Source organism: Bacillus sp. YBWC18 (genome assembly GCF_002998775.1).
In the GTDB taxonomy this organism is placed as follows: domain Bacteria; phylum Bacillota; class Bacilli; order Bacillales; family Bacillaceae; genus Bacillus.
Window position 1 is genome coordinate 302,142 of record NZ_PVRI01000003.1, and the last position, 23,441, is coordinate 325,582.

Consider the following 23,441-nt stretch of genomic DNA (forward strand, 5'->3'; position numbering starts at 1 on the left):
TGCAAGCGATATGGAAAAAAAGAGAGCGCAATTTCTTCCTTATGCCCTGCCGTTGATTGAGCAGGAAGAAATTGACGAAGTCATTGGAACATTAAAATCCGGCTGGCTGTCAACCGGACCAAAAGTAAGACAGTTTGAAGAAGAGTTTCGGCAGCTGATCGGTGCAAAACATGCGATCGCTGTCAATTCATGTACGGCTGCTTTATTTTTAGCCTTAAAGGCTAGAGGGATTGGGAATGGGGATGAGGTGATTACAACGCCTCTGACATTCTGCGCAACAGCCAATACGATCATTCATACAGGGGCAGCACCTGTATTTGTCGATATTGACCCAGCGACTCTCAATCTCGATGCAGAGAAACTAGAAGCGGCGATTACACCACATACAAAAGCGATTGTCCCTGTTCATTTTGCTGGTCAATCGTGCGATATGGACCGGATTTTAGCCATTGCCAAAAAGTACGATCTATTTGTGCTCGAGGATGCCGCTCATGCTCTGTATACAACGTACCATGGCCAGCCCATTGGAGCGATTGGTGATGCGACTGCCTTTAGTTTTTATGCGACGAAAAACATAGCGACTGGAGAAGGCGGCATGCTGACGACAAATGATGATGCACTTGCCGCACGAATCAGAAGACTAGCACTCCATGGGATGAGCAAGGGAGCGTGGAATCGTTATGGAGAAAAAGGAACGTGGTACTACGAGGTCGAGGAACCTGGCTATAAAATGAACATGTTTGATGTGCAGGCATCGTTAGGGCTTGTCCAGCTAAGACGTCTGGATGATATGCAGGCACGGAGAGAACAAATTGCGAAAACATACAATCAGGCATTTCAAAAAGAAGCAGGGCTGATTTTGCCGCCTGTCCATCATGAGGGAAGACATGCATGGCATTTGTATGTACTGCAAGTGGATCCAAAAGAAGCATTCATCACACGCGATGAGCTGATTGATCAGCTGCAAAAGGAGTATAAAATCGGCACGAGTGTTCACTTTATCCCTGTTCATTTACATCCATACTATCAACAAACCTACCACTATTCACCAGAGGATTTCCCTGAGTCACTCGCTTACTACAAGCGGACTCTCTCACTGCCTCTTTATCCAAGTATGACCGATGAAGATGTGCAGGATGTCATCACTGCGGTGTTGTCTATTTTAAAAGATCAGAAGGCATCTTCATGAAGGCCGTTCATGCAATAGACGATCAGGTGCTGTCCGCTTGGCTGGAGAAATACGGCCAACAAGCTGAACAAATGAAAGGCTTCAAGCAGTTTGGTCTTGTCAGTGGCGCCCAGCTCAAAGCGGTGCTGTTATTCGACTGGTCAAAATGGGAAAGCGGCATATTTGATCAGCATATTTTTCATGTGAAGTTTGCGGAAGCTGAGTCATCATCTGCTTTTCAAGAATTGATGGAGCGCTTCATCAATTGGATGAGAACAGAAAAATGCGATTTTTTCTTTTTACGTCTTGAAGCGGCTGATCTTGAAAAAAACCGCATCGTCCAAAGGCTGTCACATGTGTACTATGTGGGCGGTCTCACTCGGCTTGAGGCGCCGCCTGTTCACATGGAGGTGCCATTAACAGGTGAAGATGTGGTGATAAGTCTGCCGGATGAAAAGGAATACGATGTGGCGGTTTCACTTGGTCATCAGGCTTTTGTGAAAAGCCGGTATGCACTCGATCCATTTTTAGACCAGAATGTCGTCCAGCATTTCTATCAAGAATGGATGAGAAACAATTTGCTCGGACGTGCAGATATCAATCTCGTGGCAAAGATGAACGATGAAGTCGTGGGCTTGATACAAGGGATGACCAAGGGCGATGAGATGGCGCTTGAGCTGTTTGCGATTAGACCGGATGTTCAAGGAAAAGGGATCGGGAAAAAACTGTTTATCGAGATGATGAAGGTCTCTTATGAGAGAGGGCATCGTTTTATTTCTGCCGGAACACAGCTGCATAACACAACCGCCATTCAGCTTTACGAAAAGATGGGCTTTAGAACAACAAATGGCTTCTTGTATTACCATGTATGGCCGAAAAAAGGAGAGAGATAAGATGGCGCATTTCTATATTGGAGATCGCAAAGTGGGGGATGGTGCGCCTGTCTTTATCATTGCAGAGGCAGGCATTAACCATGATGGAAAGCTGGATCAGGCGCTTGCTTTAATTGATGTGGCAAAAGAAGCAGGTGCCGATGCAGTGAAGTTTCAAATGTTTCAAGCTGATCGGATGTATCAAAAGGAACCGGGATTATACGAAACAGCCAAGGGAGATGAGGTATCCATTTTTTCCTTAGTCGAACAAATGGAGCTGCCGCCAGAATGGCTGCCAGCTTTATTGACGCGCTGCGAGGAAAAAGGGCTGATGTTTTTAAGCACAGTGTGTGACGAAGAATCTGCGGATCTATTGAATCAAACCGATCCGCCGGCTTTCAAACTGGCATCCTATGAAATCAATCATTTGCCTCTTTTGCGTCACACGGCTTCTTTTCAAAAGCCCATCATTTTCTCAACAGCCGGAGCCACTATTGCAGATGTTCATGAAGCATATGAGGCGATTACAAGCGAGCAAAACCATCAAGTCGCCATTATGCATTGCGTAGCAAAGTATCCAGCACCTAGAGCTTATACGAATCTTCGTGTGCTTCAAACCTTAGCCTCGGCTTTTCCTGAGGCAGTCATTGGCTTTTCTGATCATAGTGAGCATCCAACTGAAGCCCCTGTTGCCGCTGTGAAGCTTGGGGCAGCCATGATTGAAAAGCATTTCACGGTAGATAAGACGCTGCCTGGGGCCGATCATTCCTTTGCGCTCGATCCAGAAGAATTAAAGGAAATGGTTCAGCATATTCGAGCGGCGGAAAAGGACCGAAATCAATCAGAAACAGACGCTCATCCTCTGTCAGAGGAGATCCTTGGCAGTTCTTATAAAACGACAGCAGCCATTGAAGGGCAGATTCGTAAATTTGCGTATCGAGGGATTTTTACAACAAAAGGTATTGCAAAGGGCGAGACTTTGACAGCACAAAACATAGCCGTATTACGTCCAGGACAAAAAAGCCAAGGTCTGCATCCGCGGTACATGGAGATTTTACTTGGCGCCAAGGCTGTGAGAGACATCCCAGCCCATACAGGCGTATCGTGGAAAGATGTGCTCATGCAGGAGTCCGAGCATGATCAATGATGTGCTCTTTGTCATACAAGCTAGAATGGGCTCAACAAGGCTGCCAAAAAAGGTGATGAAACCGATCGGCGGTATGGCACTGATCGATTTCATTGTTGAACGGGTAAAGCAATCAGATCATTACAATCACAAAACCCAGAACCTCATGATTGCCACAACAGTCGAGGCAGAGGATGATCTGTTGGCTCAATATTGTTTATCAAAGGGCTATAAGGTATTTCGCGGTAGTGAGATAGATGTACTGCAGCGATTTGCGCAGATTGTCCGTCATTTTGAACCGCAAACCATTGTCCGTTTAACGGGAGATAATCCATTTATAGATCCAGCGCTTTTGTCGAAAATGGTTGAAGAACATAGACAGAAGAGGGCTGATTACACGTATACGACTGGAACGCCACTCGGTATTTCCGGGGAAATGATCGACGCATCAATTTTACGTGAAATCGACAATTTTCCCCTTACGCAGCCGGAGCGTGAGCACGTCACGCTGTATATCCGAAAGCATCCTGAGCGATTTCAACTGCAATTATTCACACCGCCCAAAGAACTTGCATATCCTGCTTATCGATTCACGATTGATACAGAAGAAGATTATGTATTTGCCACCCGTTTACTTGAGAAAGCTGGTGAATCTATTGCTGTGCCTACGGCTGAGCTTATCTCCATTTGTGAACAAGATCCTGATATTGTTCGGTTGAATCAATTTGTTAGACAGAAGGATGCTGAATGAATAAAAAAATCATGATTGTTGTGTACGGTGGTTTTTTAAGAGGGATGGGGCATGTCGCCAGAATGAGACGGCTGGCAAAAGAATTGTTTCAAGAAGGAAACGACTTATATTTCTATACAAATGAACAGATTTGTGTAGAAATGCTCACGCATCCAGCTTGGCACGTTCATTTGATGCAGGAACCAAACGTATTCCTTCAAATGGAGCAGGACATAAAAGAGCTGAATCCTGATCTTCTGCTGATTGATGTGCTTGATTGTGACCTCCAGTTTCTTCGATCGATCAAAGCGTCCTCCGGCTCTGCAAGGCTGGTCTTATTTGAAGAAGAAAGAGCAGAAGCCTGCCAGCTTGCTGATGCTGTCGTGAATGGCATTTATGGTGGTCTGGAAGAAAAGCGTCTGCAAGTAAATGGAACGGACTATTTTTATGGAACACCTTATTTATTGTTAGATCACGAGATCAGCAGATTAAAAGACACATATGAGGTTCGAAAAGAATGCAAAAAGGTGGTTATCAGCCTTGGAGGCAGTGATCCAGGCGGATTGTTATCAAAGGCTGTATCAGCACTCTTCGAAGCTGGCCATTTACACATTATAGCGGTTACAGGAAAAGCCTCTCGCATCGAAGAACAAATCGAGGCTGCGCATATTCAATTCATTCGCCATACGGATCAATTACCTGCCCGTCTTGCAGAAGCCGATCTGGCGATTGTTGCTGGCGGGATGACGTTATATGAGGCAGTTTGTATCGGGGTGCCCAGCATTGTCCTTTCGCAAGTAGACCACCAAGCAGTGACAGCCACTCGTTTTGCGCAAAAGGGAGCCTGCCACCATCTTGGATTAGGTGACCTTGTGGATGAAAAGGATATATGGCGTGCTGTTGAAAGACTATCCGCCAGTTACTTTCTCCGCAGGAGCATTCATCTCAATGGACGGTCACTCATTGATGGAAAAGGAACCGAACGAGTGAAAAACATTCTTATACACCTCATGAATCATCACCAAAAAGAACATAAGGATGTGTAGATGTGAAGGGAGTTATTTTAGCAGGAGGAAAGGGATCACGACTGGCACCTTTAACGAAGATTTTCAATAAACATTTATTGCCGGTTGGTCCATATCCAATGATTTATTGGTCTTTGTTCAAACTGAAAGAAGCAGGGATTTTAGATGTGATGGTCATATCACAAGAAGAACAAATCCCGCTGTTTCAAGAGCTACTTGAAGGCGATCAGGAACTCGGGATGAACATTGTCTATCAGGTACAGCCTGAAGCTTCTGGAATTTCGGACGGTTTATCCTATGCAAAGCCCTTTGTAGAAGAGGAGAAATTTGTGCTGATGCTAGGTGATAATGTATTTGAGGATTCGCTAAGCCCTTTTGTTGAAGCCTTTCAGCAGCAAGAAAGCGGAGCGAAGGTTCTGTTGAAAGAAGTGGCAGATCCAAAGCGGTTTGGCATTGCAGAAATTGATGCCGCTCACCACCGGATTTTATCAATTGAGGAAAAACCGGAGCATCCGCGTTCATCTTACTGCGTCACAGGCATCTATTTTTATGATCAAGAAGTCTTTCAATATATAGAGAAAATCTCGCCGTCAGATCGAGGCGAATTAGAGATTACAGATGTAAACAATCTTTATATCTCAAATAGCCAGCTGACCTATGATATGTTAAAAGGGTGGTGGATTGATGCAGGAACACATGAATCTCTCCACCAAGCATCTACGAAAATGTTTGAAACGATGAAGAAAAAAGAGGGATACGAATGACGAAGTCTTATTTAATTACAGGCGGAGCGGGATTTATTGGACTAAATTTTGTGAAGCTGCTGCTTCAGGAAACCGATGTCCGGCTCACTGTTTTTGACAAGTTAACATATGCCAGTCATCCAGAGGAGATGGATGAATTATTAAAGCTGTCTCATTTTCGTTTTATTCAAGGGGATATCACCCTTCAGCATGAGTTGGATCAAGCATTTGATGAAGTCTATGATGCCATCATTCATTTTGCAGCGGAATCCCATGTTGATCGCAGTATTGAATCGGCTGAGCCCTTTATTCAAACCAATGTGCTCGGCACCTATCGTATGCTGGAGGCAGTCTTAAAAGGAAAGGCGAAAAAACTCATTCATATTTCAACAGACGAAGTATATGGAGATTTGGAGCTGGATGATCCTGCTTTCACAGAACTAACACCACTTTCACCGAATAATCCTTATTCAGCAAGCAAGGCGAGTTCAGATCTGCTTGTGAAATCTTATATCCACACTCACCAATTACCCGCGATGATCACACGATGCAGCAACAACTACGGACCGTATCAGCATGAAGAAAAATTAATACCGACTATTATTAGAAAAGCGATCAATGGTGAAAAGATCCCGATTTATGGAGACGGCCAGCAGATTCGCGATTGGCTGTATGTAGAGGATCATGCGAGAGCTGTAAAGCGGGTCCTTGAAAACGGAACAGCTGGGCAGGTGTACAATATTGGCGGCGGCAACGAGAAAACGAATCTCGATTTGACCAAGACCATTCTGACGCAGCTCGGGATCAGTCATGACCGTATTGCGTTTGTTCAAGATCGAAAAGGGCATGACAGACGGTATGCCATTGATGCCAGTAAGCTGAAACGGGAGCTCGGCTGGACGCAGGAGACGTCATTTGAAGTAGGTATTGAAAAAACGATCAATTGGTATTGTGCCAAATTTGATCAGGGCGAAGAAGGGTGACGGATGAAAGTTTTAATCACCGGTGCAGGCGGGCAACTAGGGAAAGAATTGAGCAGACAGCTCAAGGAAAAAGATATCACCGTCATTGCCTTAACGAGGAGTATGCTCAATATCGCAGACCAGCAAGCAGTCAGACACGCAATGAGACACTTTCAGCCTGATATTGTTGTCAGTGCAGCAGCATATACATCTGTTGATCAATGTGAAACAGAAACGGAAAAGGCGTATCTTGTCAATGGCATTGGCGCCTATTATACAGCGCTGGAGGCAAAGAACGTGGGGGCTGATGTGTTACATGTCAGTACAGATTATGTATTTGACGGGCAAGCAGACAGCCCTTACCAAGTCGATGCACAAGCAGATCCTCAAACCATTTATGGAAAAAGTAAAAAGCTTGGTGAGGAATTGATTCATCTCGTGTCAGACGAAGTGAAAATCATCCGTACATCTTGGCTATACGGACATGAGGGACATAACTTTGTGAATACCATTCTTAGGCTCGCAGAAACAAAGGATCATTTGCGCATCGTGAACGATCAAGTAGGATCACCTACTTATACAAAGGATGTCGCAGAGGCGATCATTCATTTGTTTGATCAAAAAGCAGGGATTTATCATGTCAGTAACCGAGACAGCTGTTCTTGGTTTGACTTTGCGTCAGAAATTGTCGCAAAAAGCGGCCTGTCTACGACCATTGAGCCAATTTCCACGGAAGAGTACGGCTTCCAAACGCCTCGTCCAGCCTATTCTGTGTTAGACCTTCAAGCGATTGAAGCCACAGGCTGGCAACCAAGACATTGGAAGGATGCACTTCACGAATATTTGCAGAAAGAAGGGAGATGGCATCAGCATGATTGATGGTGTACAAACGAAAAAACTCATGAAACATTGTGATGATCGCGGCTTTTTTGCAGAGCTCATTCGAGATGATGAGCCGATGCTGAAACGCTTTGGGCAGGCATCGTGGTCGAAAAGCTTTCCAGGAGTGATCAAAGCCTTTCATTATCATGAAAAGCAAGACGATGTTTGGTTTTTCCCAGCAGGTCATGCCCAGGTCGTTTTATACGATTTGCGTGAGGATTCTCCTACAAAGGGTCAAACCGACGTGTATTATATGGGGGAAGACAATCCAATGCTGCTCCTCATCCCAAAGGGTGTCGCACATGGCTACCGGGTACTAGGCGAGACGCCGCTGCAAATTGTGTATTTCACGACAGAATCCTATGACCCGAAAAACCCAGATGAAAAGAGAATCGCTTGGAATGATGAGACGATCGGATTTGATTGGGAAACGACATTTAAATAAAGAACAGAGGCCTTTCGCAGGAGAAAGGTCTTTTTTTGTTGAAATACATTCTATATGTGTCATTTTATGTATGTTTACTAAGTTGAGTAGAAAAGGGATGTGGATGAGTTTGTCTAAAAGAATTGCATTTGTCACAGGGGCAAGTACCGGGATTGGAAAGGCAATTGCTATAAAGCTTGCCGCCCAGGACCATGTAAAAGTCATCATCAATTCCAGAAATCAATCCTCACTAGAAGATGCGCAGCAGCACATTGGGCGTATGGCAGAAACAAAAGAGCCGGTGTCTCTTTTCTGTGGCGATATGTCGCATGAAGGAGTGCGAGCTGAGGCCTTTGCGGCAATAGAAAAAGAGTTTGGCAGACTGGATGTGTTGATTAATAACATTCCAGGAGGGAAGCCAGATACTTTTGATTCATGTGAAAGTGAGCAGATGCTCGCAGCATTTTCTCAGAAAGCCATTGCGTACATTGATACGATGAAACGTGCGGCAGCGATGATGAAAAGACATGAATACGGCCGGATCATTCAAATTGTCGGGAACCTCTGGAAGGAACCTGGTGACCAAATGTTTACGAACAGTATGATGAATGCAGCGATTATCAATGCTAGTAAAAATGCAGCCACACAGCTTGCGCCCTCAGGAATCACAGTGAATTGTTTAAACCCAGGATTTATTGCTACAGATCGGTATGAACAATTTATCGGAAACATGATGCGTCAACAGTCATTATCACGCGAAGAAGCTGTACAGGCTGTTGCGTCAGGAATCCCGATGCAAAGAGTAGGTTCAGCGAGTGAAATGGCTTCATTGGCCGCTTTTATCGCATCAGAGGAAGCCTCCTATGTCACCGGACAGCAAATATCTGTCGATGGTGGTTCGATGAAAAGTATATAAATATGAAAAACCCGCTATATGCGGGTTTTTTGATGAAAACGAATCGGCAGTATATGGAGCCGATTGATAAAAAGGGCAAGCTGTTCAATTGGCGCCACCATTGAGATGCGGACATGACGTCTTCCATGTGCTCCAAATACACCCCCAGGCGTCACGACGACATCTGCATGCTCGAGTAAATAGTCGGCAAAAGCATGAGAATCCTCGAAATCATCAGGGATCGAAGCCCATAAATAAAAGGCGCCGGCTGGACGTTCAATGGTCCATCCAAGCTGCTTCTCCGCTTGACGGATGAAGAAATTCATTCGTTCAAGGTAGACTTCTTTCAAGGATTGAATATGACAGTCATCACTTTGTAAGGCAATGGTGGCAGCTTGTTGAAATCCGCCATACATACTGACAAACACATGATCTTGGAAGGCGTTTATGGCATGAATGATGTCCTCATTCCCTACAGCAAAAGCGACTCTCCATCCTGCCATATTGAATGTTTTGGATAAAGAATATAATTCCACGCCTACTTTTTTTCCAAGAGGTGCCTTTAGAAAGCTTACTGGTTTTTGCTCATAATGAAATGAACCATAGGCAAAATCATGAATCACATGCAGACCGTGAGCTGAGGCAAATTCCGCAGCCTCTTCAAAAAATGCTTCATTTGCCACAGCACCTGTAGGGTTATTCGGATAATTTAAGAAAAGAACCTTTGCCTTTTTTAACACGTCTGGATCAATTGACGGGAAATTCGGCAAATAGCCATTTTCCTCTTCCAGTCGGATGCAGTATGGCTTTGCGTCCGCCATCAAGATGCCTGAATGATATTCTGGGTATCCAGGATCGGGGACGAGGGCAATGTCCCCTGGATCAAGCAGGCACTGACTCATCACATAAAGGCCTGTTTTCCCTCCATTGAAAAGGGCAATCTCCTTCTGCGGGTCAACCTCAATGCCGAATTCCTTTCTGTAGAAATCTGCAATGGCTTGCTTGAAAAAGTCAAAGCCTCTAAAAGGAGCATATTGCTGAAATTGCAAAGTGCCTGCTGCCTCTTGAAGGGCGCTCACAATATGGGCAGGAGTAGGAAGATCGGGATTTCCCTGACCAAGGTTCACAATGTTCGCTCCGTTTTGTGTTTTATGTGCAATTTTCTCAAATACGGTTCCAAATTTTTGTTCTGGCAGCCGTTCAATCATGTTAGATGGTAAGATCTTCACCACGTTACCCTCTCTTTCTATCCCTTCACTAGTTCATCCATTAACTGAATGGCTGCCTGCTTCTGAATGTTACGGATGGATGCGGCAACATCCTGAGAAGACGAGCCTTTTAATTCAAGAGACACGATGCCATTAAATGCTTCAAATAAAGATAGGTCCACAAAGGTCCCTTTAGGTGGGACGGATTCACTGATGATGACAGTATCTCCAACTAAAGTGTCCTGCGGAATATGAACATGATCAACGGTGATATATGTGACCTCAGGCGAAATGTGTCCGCTCTCTTTGAAATGCTGAGGGTATAAATGACAGTCTGCTAAATAATGCGTATGTCCAGAAAGCAGTTCTTTTGGCAAATCAGCCTTTTTTCCATCGACTAATACATCAATCAGCAGCTTGGCCATATCTACCCCAAAGACCTTTTTGATATTCGGAATCATATTCCAGCCAGCAAATCTAGCTGCTGATTCGATTAATCCGGTTTCTCGATTTTTCATGAGCTTGATTTCTGTATGAGTGGCACAGTTTTCAAGACCTAGCCCTTCATTTGCCTTCTTTGCTGCCTCAATGATGAGTTGCTGGGCTTCATTGTCTAGAATCGACGGAGTAATATGAGCCGTTTCTGTAAAACCGATTTGAGGGGTCTTATCATGAATGACAAAAGGGATATATTCACCCTCAACGACTAACCCTTCAACACTGACATAATCAGCGTAGCCGTCCTCTTGATACCAATCCTCGTAAGCACCCTCTAAGTATGTTTCAGCGACAAACGGAGCTTCATACGTCACAGCGTTTGGAACGGGAATGGTTTGCAAATAGGATTGTACGTTTAAAAAGAGATCATCACTGCCGGCTCGGTCATGAAAAAGGGTCACGCCAATGGAGCTTGCTAAATATGTAGGCTTTAAAATAAGCGGTGTCCCGATATGTTCAATGGCTTGCTGGAAATCAGCTAAAGTAGTGACAGGCTGAGTTTTTACTGCTTTGACCCCAGCCGCGTTGAATGCAGCCCTCATTTGACTTTTATCACGCGCTAATTCAGCTGCCTTTACCCCAGCGCCGCGCAGTCCAAGACGCTCAGCGGCTTTTGCCATTGGTGCAATGAATAATTCATTATTGGTGGTGATCGCATCCGCTTTGAAAAAGGAAGCCACACGAACTAGGTCGTCCACCACCTCTTCCTCGGATTTCAGATAATCGTCATGTGCCCAGTAAATAGAATCTGGATGTTCAAAAGAAGGGTTTGTGTCAAAATAATCTCGATCTTTGATGACGGCAATGGAGTATTTTTCGATTAGCTCAGCGTGTCCCTTTGTAATAGCAAAGGGTCTCGGGATATAAGAAACGATATGATACGATGCAGCCACGCTTTCGTAAAACATATGGGGCGGGCATCCTCCCAGATCAGCAATGATAAGTACGGTTTTTTTACTCAATGAAAGCACTCCTTTTTATCTAGCGGTGTAACCGCCATCTGCTGTGACAACACTTCCAGTCATATAACTGGATAGATCAGAGGCGAGAAACAGCATGACGCCCGCAATTTCTTCGGGTTTTCCGAGACGAAGTAATGGGTTCACCTTTGCTTTTTCTTTTTTGACAACCTCAAGACTTTCTGAATGATTGTCTAAAAAGGATTTTTCATTTAATGGCGTATCAATAATGCCCGGGGCGATACAGTTCACCCTGATTTGATGGGCGGCATAGTCGACCGCCATGGATTTGGTTAGCTGGATGACACCGCCCTTTGTTGCGTTATATGCAGGGATGTCAGGCCAGCCGACAAGACCTCCGACAGATCCTGTATTGATAATACTTCCGCTTTTCTTTTCAAGCATATGCGGCAATGCATGCTTACTCATAAGAAATACACCCGTCAGGTTGACCTGTAAAATGTGGTTCCAATCCTCCAGCGTCATCTCGTGAACGGGGGAGACAATTTCGATGCCTGCATTGTTAATCAAAACATCAATTGTTCCAAAACGGTTCAGCACGAACTGAACGGTTTTTTGACAGTCAGACTCATTCGTAATATCTGTTTTGAAAAACGCAAGATGCTCGTGCGGCAATGATTCGACGAGTTGTTTGCCGCTCTGTTCATTGATGTCAGCCACTGCTACTTTTGCACCATGCTCAAGGAAAAGCTTGACTGCGGCAAGCCCAATCCCTGATGCACCTCCTGTAATCAGGACGACTTTTCCGTCGAGGTTCATTTCTTCACCTTAGACGCTTTTGGCTTCAACCGATTATAGCGGGGAGGGAAGAAGAGATTAATAGACTTTGATGCTTCCGGCTTTGGATTTATCGCACCATGATCTTCCTTTGGATCACAGAAATAAGTGGTGCCAAATTCCATTTTCTCTGTAAAGCCTTCAATGGTCATATCATAACCTCCGCTGATGCAAATGCCGATTTGTTCATTGCGGTGTTTATGAAAAGGCATTTCACCGCCATTTCCAGGAATGTTGGCAATCATGAGCTCCATCCAATCCTCTACAAAAAAGGTCACTTCCATGCCAGGGAGTAAATCCCGTGTTTTGAAAATATCTAAGAAATAAGTAGGAGGAGCCGTATATTCCTCGCCATCTTTTAATCTCTTAATATCAATGGCGATCGCTTCCTCATCTGTCAGGTTAGATGCGCCGTGAGGGACAAAAGGTGGTGCGATATAGGCTGATTCTAAAGGGGTGAGCAATTGGGTCGATGGGCCGACCGTCATTTGAAGCTCGCCTTTTAATACGATGCCGATTTGTGCTTCGGGATGCTCGTGAGGTTCTATGATCGTGTGAGGAGGGACGTATGAAATTAACACTTCCGTATCACCTCTGACCGTGGAATATTGTGTGACACCATTCTCCCATTCTACTTTTTTGGCTTGAGGAAAATATCGTTCTTGCGTCTTTTGTTCAGTTTGCATATTATATCTCTCCTTTTCCGAATATGGACCAGCTCATTGGGATGCTTTTAAACGTTCGAATGAAGGTGAGGCCGTATGTGGCTCTGGCCACTTCATTGGTTAAAGCGAAATCAAATTCGCCGTCTCTTACTTTTTGTGCGGCAGTACTTGTCGAATTGACCAGCTCAAATTCAGCATTTTGGTGAATGAAATATTGAATCAAATTGACAGGTGCAGGGTGAGAGACAATTTTTAAATGGTGGAGCATTTGTTCTTGAAATGGGAAATCTGGTCTGACAGCCAAACCATACATGGGTGTGTCACATCTGAAAATTTGTAAAAGCTGCAGGTCAGGTCTCATGTAGAAGTGTTTGATTCCTTCGTATGCGTGTGGAACGAGAGTGTATTGGAGTGCGTTAGAGAGAGTATGTTCAATGCAAGTTTCGAACGTGTCGTAAAGGGATAGTTTCGTATGAGTGCCGAGTGTAGTGGTGGAATGAGAGATGAAATGTTTTGCTGCATATTCACTGCTTGTCCCCTCAGGGCCTAGTGTATTGACTGTAAACATCTTAGGTGAAACGATGGGCTCTTCTTTGAAATGAAAAACATCATTCTTTAAGATCATGTTTACCATCCAATCTTTTTCAAATTTTTACTAGATTATAAAAAATAAAATTGGCAATTGTCAACAAAATTTATAAAAAATGTATTTTATGATGATATTAAAAATTGATCTAAAAAACTGCACATACCTAGATGTGCAGTGAATTGAGCTTACGTTTCAAATGTGTTTTTATGTTTCTGCTGTAAGGTTCGTTCACGTTTATAGCTGACGAAGCTAATAAGAAAACCAACAAGCGTAATGAGTGCACATACAAGCCCTACCGTATGATAGCCGAAATGGACATAGACAGGTCCCATAAGTGCGGAACCAAGCATAACGGCAAGGTTGGACGCAAGACTGTAAAAAGCCATCACTTTGCCTCGGTGGGTTTGGGAGCAGTCACTTAGAACAGTGCTCAAAAGCGTGACGGATAAACTTTGCATGGCACCCCAAATAAATAGGGCAAAAATCAGCAATGTCCATGAGAAAGGAGCATAAGGAAGTAAGGCGAGAACGAGCGTAATGCCGCCCAGCACAAAGAAAAGAGTACGTGTTTTGCCAAACCAGTCTGCTAATTTCCCTGTAAATACACTCATGGAAAAGCCGACGCCGTAAGCCATGATCAGAAGTCCCGCCGTCGATTGCCCTCCAGAAAACAGACTTTGCAGATAAGCTCCTAAGAACGAGTACATGCCATAAAATCCTAGCATATTACAAAATGTCACGGTCAAATAGGCGGGGACACGATCAATTTTCAAAGCTCCCCATAAAGAGCCAGTTTTCTCCCTAGCTTGAGGTGTTCCTGTATTCGCTGTGGCGGTTTGTTTGCGTGCTTCAAGGATGACGAGCAGCAGGACAACGAGACTCATGATGGCGAAGATCCAAAATGTCCAGCGCCAGTTCAAACTCTGACCGATAAAGGCGCCAATTGGTACACCAAGGACAAGAGAAAGAGACCAGCTCGACACAATGAGTCCCATCACCTTGCCTCGATATTCGTAAGGAACCCGGTCGCCTACAAGAGCATAGGCTGTTGGCACAAATACACCGGTCGCCAGCCCAGAAATGGCACGGCCAGCAAAAAACACTGCCAAATTCGGGGCAGCCGCACACATCACGGTTCCAATCAAAAAGAAAGAAAGCCCGATGATCAAACACAGTTCCCTTGAATACCGGTCCCCTAAAGGAACGAGCAGCGGGGCTCCAACCAGCACAGCTAACCCATAAATGCTGATGGAAAGGGCGAGAATATCAAGAGACTGCTGAAAGGAGTTTGATAAATCAGGCAGCAGTGGTGAAATCACCAGTTCTTCCGATCCCGCCGCAAAGACGCCAAGTGTGAGCGCGATGGCAAGTGTGATGGGAAACGTTTTAGAAGCCTTGCTGTCTAAAGATTCTTTCATCAGGTGATCCCTCCATACTTGCTTTTTCATTCAATTCCGTTAAAATAAATTCTACCATTATTTAGTTTTATTTTACATTTCGAATCATAAGTATTATCATAAAATACTTTTCAAATGGAACGACTTTCGGATAGGAGAGGTACGAATGAAAATCACCGATGTTGATGTGCATATTTTAAATGAATTGAAAGAAGATGCCCGCTTGTCTATGAGGGAATTGTCCAAACGAGTCAATTTATCCGCACCTGCGGTAGCAGAAAGAGTGCGTAAATTAGAGGATGCAGGAATTATTGAAGGGTATTCGGTTCAGGTTAACTATAAAAAATTAGGGCTTATGATTGACTGCCTGCTGGAAGTCACAGTGCTAAACGGGGAGTATCAACGTTTTGTGGCTTTTATGAATCAGCACCCACGCGCTTTTTTTGCTTATCGAGTGGCAGGACAGTCATGCTTTTTCATTAAGCTGTCAGTCGCTTCTCTTGAAGAAATTGAAGCCTTTATTCAGGCAGTGTCTGGGTTTACAAAAACCGTATCTCATATCGTCTTATCCGAGCACTCCTTTTCCCATCCAGTTCAGGAACGTGTGAAACAAATAGAAGAGCCAGAAATGACCGTGATGAAATAAAAAAGGACCTGACTCAGGTCCTTTTTGTTCGACTATCTGACTGATAGCTCATGATCGTAATGATGAGTCCAATGAAGGTTACAGCTGCAGCAAATAACGGTACAAGCTGCAAGACTGTCAAGCGCTGCACCGCCGGCATTCCCGATATTAAAGGCAGAATGGCTGAGGGCATATATAGAAAATAAAATTCTGTATTACAAGATATCTTAAACAGACTAAATGTATTTATAAAAATGTGAATTGTTAATAAGGTATTATTGCTGATGTGAGTTTGTTGATTGTGGATTTATATTAATCTTTAAAATCTCTCAACCTATTGATATATATGCATCGATAAGGTTTTTTATGATTTCCCTTATATTTTTTGTCTTTTTATTTTTATTGTTTACCTTTATATTAATTGTTTCTTTAATATATCTTGTTTATTACACATCATTGGCTTACTAATTAGCTTTCATTCATCAATTTATTTATTTAATTTGTTTCCAAAAAAATAACCTTTTTATGCTAAAATATTCGCAAAGTAATAATTTGAGATTAAAGGAGTTAATTCTTTTGAAGCTTTTAAAAGTAATAGATTACGCAGCATTAATGGATATGCACAGAACAAGAAGCAAAGAAAGTCACTATAATAATTTACCTATTGACGTAGGTAATAGGGATCGTTTTTTTAGTGCTCAGCCAATTGATTTAGAATTTCACATCGATAACCATACAGCAAACTTAAAAAGTGGGATATTTTCTTTTAATTCAAGCATCAGATCTGATGTAGATAAGAATGACAAGGTTTCTGGGGAAATGTTTTTGCGTAAAGAGTCTAAGCACAAGCCCAATGTAATCTTCGTACATGGATGGCGCATGGATTCATACGACAGAATTAAGAAGATTTATCACGATAAAATCGTTAAAAATTATGATTGGAATATGTATTACTACACGCTGCCTTATCATTTCGATAGGGAACCACAAAATTCAACATATTCTGGTGAACACATGATTAGCGCCAATATAAGTCGAACAGTGCAATCCTCCCAGCAAGCTATTGTTGAACTTAGAGGGCTGATTAAATGGATCAAGGAAAACGAAGGTGGAGAAATAATAGTAATTGGCATTAGTTTAGGAGGGTGGCTAACAAACTTATTAGCAACAGTCGAGAAAGACGTGAATATTGTTGTATCAGCTTTTTATGCGAATAATATTGCGCATTCCATCTGGAACACTCTTCCTGGGAAGTATATACGAAGAGATCTGGAGGAACATGGAACAACGTATGAAGAACTCGACAAAGCTTGGGATATTATGAACCCTAGTAAAGCAAAACTTCTCGTAGACAAAGAAAATGTACTCTTAATATCAGGAAAATATGACATGTATATCGACATAAACGATGCTGATACTCTGTGGAATAGCTGGAATCAACCTAAAAGGCACGTATACAGTTGTGGGCATGCTGGAATTGTTCTATCTAGAAATAGAATAGCAGCTGACACACTTCAATTTATTGAAAGTAGGCTAAAGAAATAAAATGATGTTCATCCTAACTGCATTGTTGTGGGCCATGAGTTTAGTTTTGTTTCTTACTTATCCTGAAAATGAAAAAACAAGATGGGGCAGTTTTATTGGTTTTTTTTGGGGATTTGGTGGTTTAAGTGTAATTTTATCTTATTACTTGGATGGTTCATCTAGCCAGCTACAGCTGATCCATTACATTACATCACACCCGTTAGTTTAAGTACATGGTCAATTAAGTGAATTTTCATAGTGAATTTCTTATCATTCCAGTTGTTTTTTGCGCAGTACCTGAGATTACCTCGATCCTATACTCCTTACCTTTTTCCATCCAATAATCTTGCGTAGCTTCGCCACCCTCTTCCAAGATTAAACCAGCAGATCCACCCATAGTTATCCAGTTATTTTCGGTCTTTTCTTGCACCGATAAACCTGCAATCCCAGTAGAATAAAGCTTTATTTTACTATACTGACCTTTACCAACCACAGCTCCTGACACTGCTTTCCCTTTAGGCGGACTTATAGTAATACTTGATGAATCTGCATATGCACTTAAATCCATATATGGGGTAGATAGTTCGTTACTTGCTGAAGTTAGTTGGCTTTCAGCATATCCTGATGCAGCAAAAGTTGGAATAGCAGAACCACCTACAATACTAGATATTGAGACAGAATTAAAATCATGATCAAAGAACTTTTTAGAATTTGTTACGTGTCAAATTCAATATAATGAAGCAGTGAGCCTGCTATCATTCATATACATAACAAACGCCATTTGTTACTGTTACACAATCAAAATCGTCCCAATAAGAATATCCTGCACTGTCTCTAAAGTAAACTCTCACTTTTGCATTACCAAGCCATTTGTACTCTTCAACCTTGTCATCAAATTTTTTGTTTCGAATTGGAACTAAAGTTCCTGGTTTAGTTGCTGCATCAGCAACATGTACCCCAGATACTAGCATTGCTCCAACAATTGCTACGTTCCTAAAAGTTTTTTAGTTTTACTTTTAATCATTTGAATATCCCCCTTGTAATTTTGTTGTTTACTAGATACCATCTAATATACAAAACTATCCTATCACTCCGAGGATAAGAAAAACGTCATATTTTGCCGTATTGGTTTAAAATTACAAAAAAGTACATATATGGAAAGTGAATAATCATTTTTGTAGTTCCAATGCTTGCTTAATAATTGTGACATAAAATAGTCTTTTGCAGTCGAGATTTCTCCCTTTTGAAAGTTTGCCATTTTTCAAAACTTTAATACATAGATAATGCGGTGAATCATTGTTGTCAATAATCTCCCAAACTCCCAAAAGATTTTTTTGGGAACCATCATTTATTGTAAATCTTTGTCCAACTTCGAAAATTGGATCTTCTTTTAAAACCTTTTGACTCCATCCCATAGACGTATACAGATCTTTAGATGCATTCATATTTAAAAACCACCCTCTAATTGGTGTCAGTCAGTTAGATTTAAAATCATCCATATACAATATAACTCATCTATTATAAGGGCATTAGGTCAGTAAAAGTTTTGGATAGTTTAATAACCACTATTGAGACCCCATATTATAGGAATGTGATTACCTGTTTCTTATTCCTTAGTTTAACCTTAAAATTACATAAATTTTAGGCTGTTTTCGTAGTTTTTCCCATCAAAAATAATATAAAATTAAAAAAATAAACCTATATTAGTAATACAGGTGAAAAATTGAAAACAGAAAGGATAGTATAAAATGCAACTTCGTAAATTAATAACAGCAACATTAATAACAATTATCGCTACAACTTTTATCTTTTCACCAAAAACAGAGGCAGCTGCCCCTAAAGTCAAATCTGGTGATATCTTAGTAACTCCAGTTGGACCAGTAGCAAAACTTGTAGGCCATACAGGTATAGTTGCGAACGATGGAAAAAGTGTTATTCACATTGCAGGACCAGGATATCATCCAAGAAAGATAAGTCTGAAATCTTGGAAATCAAGATTCCCCAAAACAAAGATTGTACGATACAAAAATGCAAGTAAAGCAAAACAAGCAGCACTATGGGCTGACAAGAACTTCATAAAAGGAAAATATAAAAAAATAAAATATTTTATTTCAAGCGGTCCATACCATTTTAGGTCAACATATTGTTCGAAATTAGTGTGGCAAGCCTATTATAAGGGTGCAAACGTTAAATTTAAAGATTGGTATGTAGCTGGTGGTCCATATTTATCAGTGACCGTTTTTGACGTCCCTGAAATAATTCAACCATATATGTTTTTAAGAAACGGTGACTTTAACGGCCTCAAAACAATTGGTAGAATAAATTAAAAAACATCCGAATGAGTTAACTCATTCGGATGTAATTCCTACTTTTTCAACTGCTGTTCTTTCTTTATCAACCCAACTATAAATAAAAACATCCTCTTTATCTTTTATCTTCACATAAGCTTCATAAGGAATAGAACCCCCCTTAATAAAGTTATATTTTATATCAATATCAATAATATCCTTCTCAGAATAATCTTCTTTAACAAGTTCAAAAATAGTATCTCTCAACAATTCTTCTCGAGACATCATATCTCCATTAGCTAGCCGGTTATATATAGAAAAACAAGAAAATAAGAAAAGAATAGAAAATAAGATTATAAAAACAAACTTCTTCATAATATCAACACCTCATTAAATATACTTTTTAATCCCAACATGCCAATGGGGCATGACCTCAAACGTTTCATTGGCTGCAACATCATCATCTTCAATCTTGATCAGGTATGATTACTGTTGCACCTAGGGAATATTTTCCATTCCAAAAGCTAAACCTTCTTTAAAAATTTATGTATAGTTCATCATAGCATAGGAAAGAATTTTTCCAACAAATTATTAATGTACTTATTTAAAGAATATCAGGAAAATTTTATCGGTCAGATTTGCGAGATGCCAATTTTGGTGGTGCTGATCAGTCCACCAGTATGTATTTTTGACCCAAATGCAAATTAATTCGGCTAAAGATTTATTGCGTATTCAACTTACTTTTCTCTTTCTGATACTCTCTCCATCGACGATAAAAAGTGGCTTCACTTATATTAGTGATCTTACAGATCTCCTTTACGGGTTTATTCGTAGTCTCATGTAATTCCATCGCTGTTTGACACCTTCATGATTTAAAGTGAACTTCTGTTTTTTTTCCTTTGTACGTTCCTTTCCTTTTCGCAATTGCAATGCCAGCTTGTTGCTTTTCTTTGATCATCGTGCGATCCAGCTCACTAAACGCAGACATAACCGTTAAAATGAATTTTCCTGAAGAAGTTCTAGTATCCATCCGAAGGTTCAATATCACCAAATGAATACCGCGTCCTTCTAATTCTTCAATAAGTTCTAACAACTGCTTCGTATCTCTTCTCAAACGGTCCATCCTTGTAACGATAAGTTTATCGCCTTTAACTAATCGATTCAATAATTGTTGTAATTCCTCTTTTTGATTTTGTACGCATGACACTTTCTCCTGAACAATTTGATCTACGTTTGCGTTTCGCAATTGTTCAATTTGTGAATCTAAGTTCTGATCTAACGAAGAGACACGTGCATACCCAAAAATCATAAAATCCCTCCAAAAAATATTAAATCAAAAGACAAGTGTATCTGATAGTTGAATTGTACAGTGAAATCAACACTTGAACAAGCTATCAGTAGGATATAACCTATTGATAGCTAAGTGAATAATTTTAAATAATTCTGTTTTTAGGAAAAAAATAAAAAGGGTAATTGACATTAGTTCTGTAACTGCTTGTGTCGTCGATGCGAGTGTCGGTGCTTCATGTGCCATGTTCATCGTGCGGTATTGCAAGGTAGGAACAAGAATAAATGAAATGATTCCCCACACAAAAATGGTCAGCACAGCAGGCACTTTGAATTCGGAAGTGATTGTAAACAATAACAGGACAGCCATCAGCAGGATCAGTAACACGATAATACTTGGCATCAGCTTCCAGTCGGCAAGCTTTCCACCAACTAAATTCCTAATGGTGACCCCAAGTCCGAAGAGAACAAGGATGAGCGTCACCCCATTTTCCTGAAAACCAGTCACTTGCAGCAGGATCGGGCTGATATACGTAAAGGCTGTAAACACACTTGCAAAACCAAAGATCGTCATTGCAAAGTTGACGAGCACTTATACATGAAGGTCGTTAGCAACGTTTGGCAAAAGTCCCATAATGACAAAATCAGTCATGCCAATTGAAAACGCACCGAGCGTTAAAGCGAAAATAGCGATGGGGAAGTTTTTCATGATGTGATCACCTTTCTAAAAAATACATAAAAAGGCTTCGGAAAGATCCGAAGCCTTAAGAGTTTATCATACATGAAAATAAGACGGCAGCTGCTCGTTTGCTAATCGGTTTCCGACAAAGAAGGAACCAAATTCGCCGTAGCGTGCACTGACTTCATCAAAGCGCATTTCATAAACCAATTTTTTAAATTGAAGCACATCGTCAGAGAAAAGAGTGACGCCCCACTCATAATCATCAAAACCGACGGAGCCTGTAATGATCTGCTTTACTTTCCCAGCATAACTGCGGCCAATTAAGCCGTGGCTTCTCATGAGTGATTTACGCTCATCCATAGAGAGCATGTACCAGTTGTCATTGCCGGAACGTCTCTTATCCATTGGATAGAAGCACACGTATTGAGAAGAAGGGAGCTCTGGGTATAGACGTGCACGTACATGCGGGTTCTCGTAAGGATCTCCGCCATCTCCGCTTCCTGCTAAGTAGTTGCTGAGTTCGACAACTGAAACGTACGAATAAGCTGGGATCGTAAACTCTGCTAGTCGTGTCTTGTTGAATTCAAGTTCAATTTCACCCAGTTCTTCCATGGTTGGACGCAAAATCATGAGCATAATATCTGCTTTTTGGCCGACAATACTATAGATTGTTTGGCTTCCAGCCTTATCGTGCTCAGCTGTTTTCCATTTTTCTAATAGACCTGTGAACTCATGAAGAATCGCTTGGCGCTCATCACTTGTCAGCAGCTTCCAAGCTGTCCAGTCAAAGGTTCTAAAATCATGCAGTGCATACCAGCCGTCTAGTGTTTGAGCTGCTTCATTGGTTGTATGTTGTTCGCTCATTTATTTCACTCCTATTTACAGTTTTCCATCTGTTCCAACTATAACATAGTTTGTCCAAATGAAGATGTGATCAAAACTTGAACGACGAAGTCAGCTTTTATGGAAATTGATTAAATTAGTTTGAAAAATAAGAATTTAATTTGTAAGCGCTATAATGTAAGTTGGTAGTTTGAATTTATGTAGAAGAAGAGTATGCTTAAAAGAGAACGCTTTTTTTGTAAAATCAAGGAGGGTATATAAGTGGCAGATATTTTTTCAACAGTTCAGGAAAAGGTTGCAGGTAAAGGAGTAAAGATCGTTTTTCCTGAGGGAATGGACGAACGCATTCTAACAGCCGTTCAAAAACTAGCAGATGGCAAAGTATTGCAGCCAATTGTTGTAGGTAAAAAACAAGAAGTTGAAGCAAAAGCAAAAGAATTAGGTCTTACACTTGATGGTGTTGACGTGTATGATCCTCATATATATGAAGGTTTTGAAGAGCTTGTACAAGCTTTCGTAGAAAGACGTAAAGGCAAAGCAACAGAAGAGCAGGCAAGAAAAACATTACTAGATGAAAACTACTTCGGTACAATGCTTGTGTACAAAGGTCTTGCAGACGGACTTGTGAGCGGTGCAGCACACTCAACTGCTGACACAGTGCGCCCAGCACTTCAAATCATTAAAACAAAAGAAGGCGTAAAGAAAACATCTGGCGTCTTCATCATGGCTCGCGGCGAAGAGCAATATGTGTTTGCTGATTGTGCGATCAACATTGCACCAGACAGCCAAGATCTAGCTGAAATTGCGATCGAAAGTGCAAACACAGCCAAAATGTTTGACATCGAACCACGTGTGGCAATGCTTAGCTTCTCTACAAAAGGCTCAGCAAAATCAGACGAAACAGAAAAAGTATCTGAAGCAGTTCGTATTGCAAAAGAAAAGGCACCTGAGCTTGTACTTGATGGAGAATTCCAATTCGATGCAGCTTTCGTTCCTTCAGTAGCAGCGAAAAAAGCGCCAGATTCCGTCATCAAAGGTGATGCGAGCGTATTTGTTTTCCCTAGCCTCGAAGCTGGAAACATCGGCTACAAAATTGCACAGCGCTTAGGTAACTTTGAAGCTGTAGGTCCAATCCTGCAAGGCTTAAACCAGCCAGTAAACGATCTTTCAAGAGGCTGTAATGCCGAAGACGTTTACAACCTTGCGCTCATCACAGCAGCTCAAGCACGATAATAGTAACGATCAAAAAAG

At 41.7% G+C, this 23,441-nt stretch carries 26 protein-coding genes and 1 pseudogene; 14 read left to right on the forward strand and 13 right to left on the reverse strand.

Features of this window, described 5'->3' with window-relative positions:
* The first annotated feature begins 10 nt into the window (after positions 1-10).
* The 10 genes from C6348_RS10960 (at position 11) to C6348_RS11005 (ending at position 8,848) form a co-directional block, all read left to right on the forward strand.
* Entirely contained in the window at positions 11-1,189 is a 1,179-nt protein-coding gene (locus C6348_RS10960) for a DegT/DnrJ/EryC1/StrS family aminotransferase (protein ID WP_106043045.1), read from the forward strand.
* Positions 1,186-2,061, forward strand: coding sequence for a GNAT family N-acetyltransferase (locus tag C6348_RS10965; RefSeq protein WP_106043047.1), 876 nt, complete (start codon positions 1,186-1,188; stop codon positions 2,059-2,061). Before C6348_RS10960 ends, C6348_RS10965 begins: the two co-directional genes overlap by 4 nt.
* 1 nt (position 2,062) lies before the next feature.
* Entirely contained in the window at positions 2,063-3,187 is a 1,125-nt protein-coding gene (locus C6348_RS10970) for an N-acetylneuraminate synthase family protein (protein ID WP_106043049.1), read from the forward strand.
* Positions 3,177-3,917 (forward strand): cytidylyltransferase domain-containing protein, encoded by a 741-nt coding sequence (locus C6348_RS10975; RefSeq protein WP_106043051.1) that lies wholly within the window; start codon positions 3,177-3,179, stop codon positions 3,915-3,917. The genes C6348_RS10970 and C6348_RS10975 overlap by 11 nt, the downstream gene beginning before the upstream one ends.
* Positions 3,914-4,942, forward strand: a complete 1,029-nt coding sequence (locus C6348_RS10980; RefSeq protein ID WP_106043053.1) for a PseG/SpsG family protein — start codon at positions 3,914-3,916, stop codon at positions 4,940-4,942. The genes C6348_RS10975 and C6348_RS10980 overlap by 4 nt, the downstream gene beginning before the upstream one ends.
* A 2-nt stretch (positions 4,943-4,944) precedes the next feature.
* Positions 4,945-5,685 (forward strand): sugar phosphate nucleotidyltransferase, encoded by a 741-nt coding sequence (locus tag C6348_RS10985; protein ID WP_106043055.1) that lies wholly within the window; start codon positions 4,945-4,947, stop codon positions 5,683-5,685.
* Complete coding sequence (gene rfbB, locus C6348_RS10990; RefSeq protein ID WP_106043057.1) at positions 5,682-6,647, forward strand: dTDP-glucose 4,6-dehydratase; 966 nt, start codon at positions 5,682-5,684, stop codon at positions 6,645-6,647. Before C6348_RS10985 ends, rfbB begins: the two co-directional genes overlap by 4 nt.
* A gap of 3 nt (positions 6,648-6,650) precedes the next feature.
* Entirely contained in the window at positions 6,651-7,505 is an 855-nt protein-coding gene (gene rfbD, locus C6348_RS10995; RefSeq protein ID WP_060597528.1) for a dTDP-4-dehydrorhamnose reductase, read from the forward strand.
* Positions 7,498-7,953, forward strand: coding sequence for a dTDP-4-dehydrorhamnose 3,5-epimerase family protein (locus tag C6348_RS11000; protein WP_106043059.1), 456 nt, complete (start codon positions 7,498-7,500; stop codon positions 7,951-7,953). The genes rfbD and C6348_RS11000 overlap by 8 nt, the downstream gene beginning before the upstream one ends.
* Positions 7,954-8,056: 103 nt before the next feature.
* Positions 8,057-8,848: an SDR family oxidoreductase gene (locus C6348_RS11005; protein ID WP_317615466.1), complete on the forward strand. Its 792-nt coding sequence runs from the start codon at positions 8,057-8,059 to the stop codon at positions 8,846-8,848.
* A gap of 14 nt (positions 8,849-8,862) precedes the next feature.
* Here the strand turns inward: C6348_RS11005 and C6348_RS11010 are convergent, their stop codons facing one another.
* The 6 genes from C6348_RS11010 to C6348_RS11035 form a co-directional block, all read right to left on the reverse strand.
* Positions 8,863-10,056 carry an aminotransferase class I/II-fold pyridoxal phosphate-dependent enzyme gene (locus C6348_RS11010; RefSeq protein ID WP_189293917.1) on the reverse strand — a complete coding sequence of 398 codons (1,194 nt, stop codon included), beginning with the start codon at positions 10,054-10,056 and terminating at the stop codon, positions 8,863-8,865.
* Between the two features lie 17 nt (positions 10,057-10,073).
* Positions 10,074-11,495 (reverse strand): alanine--anticapsin ligase, encoded by a 1,422-nt coding sequence (bacD, locus tag C6348_RS11015; protein WP_106043065.1) that lies wholly within the window; start codon positions 11,493-11,495, stop codon positions 10,074-10,076.
* Positions 11,496-11,510: 15 nt separating this feature from the next.
* A complete protein-coding gene (locus C6348_RS11020) occupies positions 11,511-12,272 on the reverse strand; it encodes an SDR family NAD(P)-dependent oxidoreductase (protein ID WP_060597523.1) in 762 nt (253 codons plus the stop codon).
* Complete coding sequence (gene bacB / locus C6348_RS11025; RefSeq protein WP_060597522.1) at positions 12,269-12,976, reverse strand: 3-((4R)-4-hydroxycyclohexa-1,5-dien-1-yl)-2-oxopropanoate isomerase; 708 nt, start codon at positions 12,974-12,976, stop codon at positions 12,269-12,271. Before bacB ends, C6348_RS11020 begins: the two co-directional genes overlap by 4 nt.
* A 1-nt stretch (position 12,977) precedes the next feature.
* Positions 12,978-13,580 (reverse strand): type 2 periplasmic-binding domain-containing protein, encoded by a 603-nt coding sequence (locus tag C6348_RS11030; RefSeq protein WP_034660365.1) that lies wholly within the window; start codon positions 13,578-13,580, stop codon positions 12,978-12,980.
* Positions 13,581-13,729: 149 nt separating this feature from the next.
* Positions 13,730-14,962 (reverse strand): MFS transporter, encoded by a 1,233-nt coding sequence (locus C6348_RS11035; protein ID WP_106043067.1) that lies wholly within the window; start codon positions 14,960-14,962, stop codon positions 13,730-13,732.
* Between the two features lie 145 nt (positions 14,963-15,107).
* Between C6348_RS11035 and C6348_RS11040 the strand changes: the two genes are divergently transcribed.
* Both C6348_RS11040 and C6348_RS11050 read left to right on the forward strand, forming a co-directional pair.
* Positions 15,108-15,587, forward strand: a complete 480-nt coding sequence (locus tag C6348_RS11040; RefSeq protein WP_041816025.1) for an Lrp/AsnC family transcriptional regulator — start codon at positions 15,108-15,110, stop codon at positions 15,585-15,587.
* 555 nt (positions 15,588-16,142) lie between these two features.
* Positions 16,143-17,111 carry an alpha/beta hydrolase family protein gene (locus tag C6348_RS11050; RefSeq protein WP_106043069.1) on the forward strand — a complete coding sequence of 323 codons (969 nt, stop codon included), beginning with the start codon at positions 16,143-16,145 and terminating at the stop codon, positions 17,109-17,111.
* 232 nt (positions 17,112-17,343) lie between these two features.
* On the opposite strand, the gene C6348_RS11055 is transcribed toward C6348_RS11050, so the two are convergent.
* The 3 genes from C6348_RS11055 to C6348_RS11065 form a co-directional block, all read right to left on the reverse strand.
* Positions 17,344-17,595 (reverse strand): hypothetical protein, encoded by a 252-nt coding sequence (locus C6348_RS11055; RefSeq protein ID WP_106043071.1) that lies wholly within the window; start codon positions 17,593-17,595, stop codon positions 17,344-17,346.
* 250 nt (positions 17,596-17,845) lie between these two features.
* Positions 17,846-18,061 (reverse strand): hypothetical protein, encoded by a 216-nt coding sequence (locus C6348_RS11060; RefSeq protein WP_106043073.1) that lies wholly within the window; start codon positions 18,059-18,061, stop codon positions 17,846-17,848.
* Positions 18,062-18,259: 198 nt separating this feature from the next.
* The gene (locus C6348_RS11065) at positions 18,260-18,535 is read right to left on the reverse strand and encodes a hypothetical protein (protein WP_106043075.1); all 276 of its coding nucleotides are present in this window, start codon (positions 18,533-18,535) and stop codon (positions 18,260-18,262) included.
* 303 nt (positions 18,536-18,838) lie between these two features.
* On the opposite strand from C6348_RS11065, the gene C6348_RS11070 reads away from it, so the two are divergent.
* A complete protein-coding gene (locus tag C6348_RS11070; protein ID WP_106043077.1) occupies positions 18,839-19,417 on the forward strand; it encodes a YiiX/YebB-like N1pC/P60 family cysteine hydrolase in 579 nt (192 codons plus the stop codon).
* 21 nt (positions 19,418-19,438) lie between these two features.
* Here C6348_RS11070 and C6348_RS11075 read toward each other — a convergent pair whose 3' ends face one another.
* The 4 genes and pseudogenes from C6348_RS11075 to hemQ form a co-directional block, all read right to left on the reverse strand.
* Positions 19,439-19,753, reverse strand: a complete 315-nt coding sequence (locus tag C6348_RS11075) for a DUF3139 domain-containing protein (protein WP_106043079.1) — start codon at positions 19,751-19,753, stop codon at positions 19,439-19,441.
* A gap of 346 nt (positions 19,754-20,099) precedes the next feature.
* A pseudogene (locus C6348_RS11080) lies at positions 20,100-20,687 on the reverse strand (recombinase family protein).
* A gap of 66 nt (positions 20,688-20,753) precedes the next feature.
* Complete coding sequence (locus C6348_RS11085; RefSeq protein WP_223251555.1) at positions 20,754-21,239, reverse strand: MFS transporter; 486 nt, start codon at positions 21,237-21,239, stop codon at positions 20,754-20,756.
* Between the two features lie 201 nt (positions 21,240-21,440).
* Positions 21,441-22,211: a hydrogen peroxide-dependent heme synthase gene (hemQ, locus tag C6348_RS11090; RefSeq protein WP_106043081.1), complete on the reverse strand. Its 771-nt coding sequence runs from the start codon at positions 22,209-22,211 to the stop codon at positions 21,441-21,443.
* Between the two features lie 240 nt (positions 22,212-22,451).
* Between hemQ and pta the strand changes: the two genes are divergently transcribed.
* The gene (gene pta / locus C6348_RS11095) at positions 22,452-23,423 is read left to right on the forward strand and encodes a phosphate acetyltransferase (protein WP_106043083.1); all 972 of its coding nucleotides are present in this window, start codon (positions 22,452-22,454) and stop codon (positions 23,421-23,423) included.
* Positions 23,424-23,441: the final 18 nt, after the last annotated feature.

Coding starts and splice junctions, on each gene's coding strand:
- C6348_RS11075 (WP_106043079.1), bottom strand. CDS start 19,753: ATGAAGAAGTTTGTTTTTATAATCTTATTTTCTATTCTTTTCTTATTT.
- C6348_RS11060 (WP_106043073.1), bottom strand. CDS start 18,061: ATGCTAGTATCTGGGGTACATGTTGCTGATGCAGCAACTAAACCAGGA.
- C6348_RS11070 (WP_106043077.1), top strand. CDS start 18,839: ATGCAACTTCGTAAATTAATAACAGCAACATTAATAACAATTATCGCT.
- C6348_RS11040 (WP_041816025.1), top strand. CDS start 15,108: ATGAAAATCACCGATGTTGATGTGCATATTTTAAATGAATTGAAAGAA.
- C6348_RS10970 (WP_106043049.1), top strand. CDS start 2,063: ATGGCGCATTTCTATATTGGAGATCGCAAAGTGGGGGATGGTGCGCCT.
- C6348_RS10965 (WP_106043047.1), top strand. CDS start 1,186: ATGAAGGCCGTTCATGCAATAGACGATCAGGTGCTGTCCGCTTGGCTG.
- C6348_RS10980 (WP_106043053.1), top strand. CDS start 3,914: ATGAATAAAAAAATCATGATTGTTGTGTACGGTGGTTTTTTAAGAGGG.
- C6348_RS11030 (WP_034660365.1), bottom strand. CDS start 13,580: ATGATCTTAAAGAATGATGTTTTTCATTTCAAAGAAGAGCCCATCGTT.
- bacB (WP_060597522.1), bottom strand. CDS start 12,976: ATGCAAACTGAACAAAAGACGCAAGAACGATATTTTCCTCAAGCCAAA.
- C6348_RS11005 (WP_317615466.1), top strand. CDS start 8,057: ATGAGTTTGTCTAAAAGAATTGCATTTGTCACAGGGGCAAGTACCGGG.
- hemQ (WP_106043081.1), bottom strand. CDS start 22,211: ATGAGCGAACAACATACAACCAATGAAGCAGCTCAAACACTAGACGGC.
- C6348_RS11035 (WP_106043067.1), bottom strand. CDS start 14,962: ATGAAAGAATCTTTAGACAGCAAGGCTTCTAAAACGTTTCCCATCACA.
- C6348_RS11000 (WP_106043059.1), top strand. CDS start 7,498: ATGATTGATGGTGTACAAACGAAAAAACTCATGAAACATTGTGATGAT.
- C6348_RS11020 (WP_060597523.1), bottom strand. CDS start 12,272: ATGAACCTCGACGGAAAAGTCGTCCTGATTACAGGAGGTGCATCAGGG.
- C6348_RS11065 (WP_106043075.1), bottom strand. CDS start 18,535: ATGAATGCATCTAAAGATCTGTATACGTCTATGGGATGGAGTCAAAAG.
- C6348_RS10975 (WP_106043051.1), top strand. CDS start 3,177: ATGATCAATGATGTGCTCTTTGTCATACAAGCTAGAATGGGCTCAACA.
- C6348_RS10960 (WP_106043045.1), top strand. CDS start 11: ATGGAAAAAAAGAGAGCGCAATTTCTTCCTTATGCCCTGCCGTTGATT.
- rfbD (WP_060597528.1), top strand. CDS start 6,651: ATGAAAGTTTTAATCACCGGTGCAGGCGGGCAACTAGGGAAAGAATTG.
- rfbB (WP_106043057.1), top strand. CDS start 5,682: ATGACGAAGTCTTATTTAATTACAGGCGGAGCGGGATTTATTGGACTA.
- C6348_RS11085 (WP_223251555.1), bottom strand. CDS start 21,239: ATGACGATCTTTGGTTTTGCAAGTGTGTTTACAGCCTTTACGTATATC.